This window comes from Kineococcus indalonis, assembly GCF_009906395.1.
GTDB lineage: Bacteria > Actinomycetota > Actinomycetes > Actinomycetales > Kineococcaceae > Kineococcus > Kineococcus indalonis.
On the sequence record NZ_JAAALM010000501.1, the window covers coordinates 1 to 2,959 of the forward strand.

General features: G+C 81.0%; 2 protein-coding genes. One reads left to right on the forward strand and one right to left on the reverse strand.

Annotation, left to right across the window (positions count from 1 at the left end):
- Positions 1-69 precede the first annotated feature (69 nt).
- Entirely contained in the window at positions 70-828 is a 759-nt protein-coding gene (locus GTR00_RS18040; protein ID WP_323132590.1) for a class I SAM-dependent methyltransferase, read from the forward strand.
- A 32-nt stretch (positions 829-860) separates the two neighbouring features.
- On the opposite strand, the gene GTR00_RS18045 is transcribed toward GTR00_RS18040, so the two are convergent.
- On the reverse strand, positions 861-2,959 hold a 2,099-nt coding region (locus GTR00_RS18045), incomplete at its 5' end, for a hypothetical protein (protein ID WP_166612962.1).

Sequence of the window (2,959 nt, forward strand, 5' to 3'; positions counted from 1 at the left end):
GGAGCTTACCTACGCCGACCGGGGGCTCCCGGCGTCGCGCGGCGCGGGCGGGCGTGCAGCATGTGCGGCGTGGACCTGCCCGTGGACCCCGACCAGCGCAGGGCGCAGCGCGCCGCCCAGGCCCGTTCCTTCGGCGCGGCCGCCGACGTGTACGAGCGCGCCCGCCCCAGCTACCCGGCGGAGGCGCTGGACTGGGTGCTGCCGCCCGGCGCGCGCCGCGTGCTCGACCTGGGCGCCGGCACCGGCAAGCTGACCCGCCTGCTGCTCGCCCGCGGCCTGGACGTGGTGGCCGTCGAGCCGACGGCCGGCATGCGCGAGCAGTTCGCCGCGGTGCTGCCCGGGGTGACGCTGCTCGAGGGCACCGGCGAGGACCTGCCGCTGCCCTCGAGCAGCGTCGACGCCGTCGTCGCCGGGCAGTCCTGGCACTGGGTGGACCCGGACCGGGCGGCGCCGGAGGTGGCGCGGGTGCTGCGCCCGGGCGGGTGGCTGGGGCTGCTGTGGAACGTGCGCGACCCGTCCGTGGACTGGGTCGCGCAGCTGGACCGCACCCTGCCGGGGCCGGGCGAGGAGCACCTGGGCAGCCTGGCGCCGCGGGTGGGCGCGCCGTTCGGGCCGGTGGAGCGCTACGACGTGCGCTGGCGGCAGCCGACGAGCGTGGAGGGCCTGCTGGACCTGACGCGCTCGCGCAGCTGGGTCATCACGCTGGACGAGCAGCGGCGCCGCGAGGTGCTCGAGGACGTGCGCCGCCAGGCCGAGGAGCGGCTGCGCGCCGCCGGGGAGCTGGTGGTGCCCTACGTCACGCGCTGCTCCCGGACCCGGCTGCCCTGAGGGCACCGCGGGCCCGGCGGCCCCGCCGGCCGTCAGCCGGCGTCGCCGGCCGCGGCGGTGCCCTCGGGCCCGGCGGGCCCGTCCGGCCCGGGGGCCTCGCCCGTGACGAGCTCCACGGTGATGGCCTGCCCGCCGTCGGGGCGCTCGGTGAGCACCCGCTCGTCCTCCACGGTGCGCACCCGCGCCACCGTCACCGGCTCGGCCACGCCCAGGGCGCGCAGCGCCTCCGCCGCCGCCCGCTCCCCGCCGGCGGCCACCAGCACCGGCCGCCCGCCAGCCGCGCGCACCCGCTCGGCCTGCCGGCGCACCACCGCCCGCAGCGCCTCGTCGTACCCCGGGGTGCCGGGGCGGCCCAGGGCGGTGGGCACCACCAGCGAGGCCGCCGGCACCCCGCAGGTGCCGCGCAGCACCTGCGGCCACTCGTTGCGGGCGCGGGCGTCCACCGCCAGCGCCACGTCGCCCTCGGCGAAGGACGCGCACGCCTCGGCCACCGCGGCCAGCTCCCCGCGCTCGGTGCGCTGCCCGGCCAGCGGAGCGGTGGCCAGCGCCGCCGGCACCACCAGCAGCACCACCCCCACCGCGCCCAGCACCGCGCCCGCCCCGCGCCCGGGCAGCACCCGGGCCACGCGGGCGGGCAGCTCGCGCACCGCCCACGCCGCGGCGGCGGTGGCCAGCAGCACCACCGCCGGCAGCACCACCGGCACCGCGCGCCGGTCCGCCCACGGGTGGTCGGGGGTGATGCCGGGGCGGTACAGCGTCAGCAGCGCGGAGCCGACGGCCACGACGAACGGCACCGTCCACGCCGGCAGCGGAGCGCGCCCCTGCAGCGCCGGCACCAGGCGCGCCAGCAGCACCACGGCCGCGGCGCCGGCGGCCGCCACGGCCGGCCAGCCCAGGTACCAGGCCAGCCAGTCCACCGAGTGCTCCGCGTAGGTGCGCCCGCCGTCCACCGGCAGGCCCTGCGCCAGCTGCAGGCCGGCCACCAGCCTGCTGCCGGGGTCCTCGGGGTCCTGGCGCACCACCAGCCACAGCGGCCGGCTGGCCAGCGCCAGCAGCACCACCGCCAGCGCCGCGGCCAGCACCGGGCCCAGCCGCGGGCCCGTCAGCGCCCGCACCCGCGCCAGCCGGCCGGAGCGCGCCAGGCGCAGCCCGGCCCAGGAGGCGGCGCCCAGCGCGAGCAGCGCCGCCACCAGCGGCAGCAGCGAGCCGGAGATCGTGCCCAGGTAGGGGCGCGAGTACGCCAGGGCCGCCGCCGAGGCCAGCAGCGTGCTCAGCGCGGTGCCCGCCAGCAGGGCCCGGGCCGCGGGGTGGCGCAGCGCCGCCAGCGCCGCGGCCACCGGCAGCAGCAGCGCCACCTCGCGCAGGAAGTCGATGCGCACGAACCCGCACGCGCCCAGCAGCAGGCCCGCGCCGCCGCCCAGGCGCGCGGCGGCCGTGGCGCCGCGCCGGGCCACGGCGCCCGGCGCGTCGGTGGCCGCCACGAGCAGCGAGGCCGCCCCGGCCAGCACCAGCAGCGCCGGGACCTCCGAGTACGTGGAGCGGTCCACGTGCAGCACCGGCTGGGCCAGGGCGAAGGCGGCCACGGCCGCGGGCGCCCAGCGCGGCCCCAGCAGGCGCGCGGCCAGGCCCGCCACGGCCAGCAGCGCGGCCACCGCCACCACCGCCGGCGCCAGCAGCAGCCCCTGCCACCCGGCGGCCCACTCCCCCAGCGAGTACAGCGCCGGCGCGCCCAGCAGGAACTGCGGCACCACGTCGGTGCCGACCTCGTAGAACGCCGGGCTGGCGGTCGTCACGCCCGGGTCGGCCAGCGCCTGCGCCCCGCCCAGGGCGGCCAGCGAGGGGTCCACCGGCAGGCCGTGGTGGGTGGCCAGGTGGTGCGCGTACAGGGCCTGCGAGCCGGCGTCGCGGCGCAGCACGACGTGCTCGGCGCGCGTCAGCGCCGCCCACAGCCCGCCGCCCAGGGCGATGGCGGCGCTGGCCAGGGCCGCCCACGCGGGCGCGGGCACCGGCGGCACCGCCCACCCCAGCCGCCCGGCCAGGACGGCGGCGACCAGGCACACCGGCACCGCCGTCCACGGCGCCCACAGGTCCAGCAGCACCAGCGGCACCGCCACGACGGTCACGGCCGCGA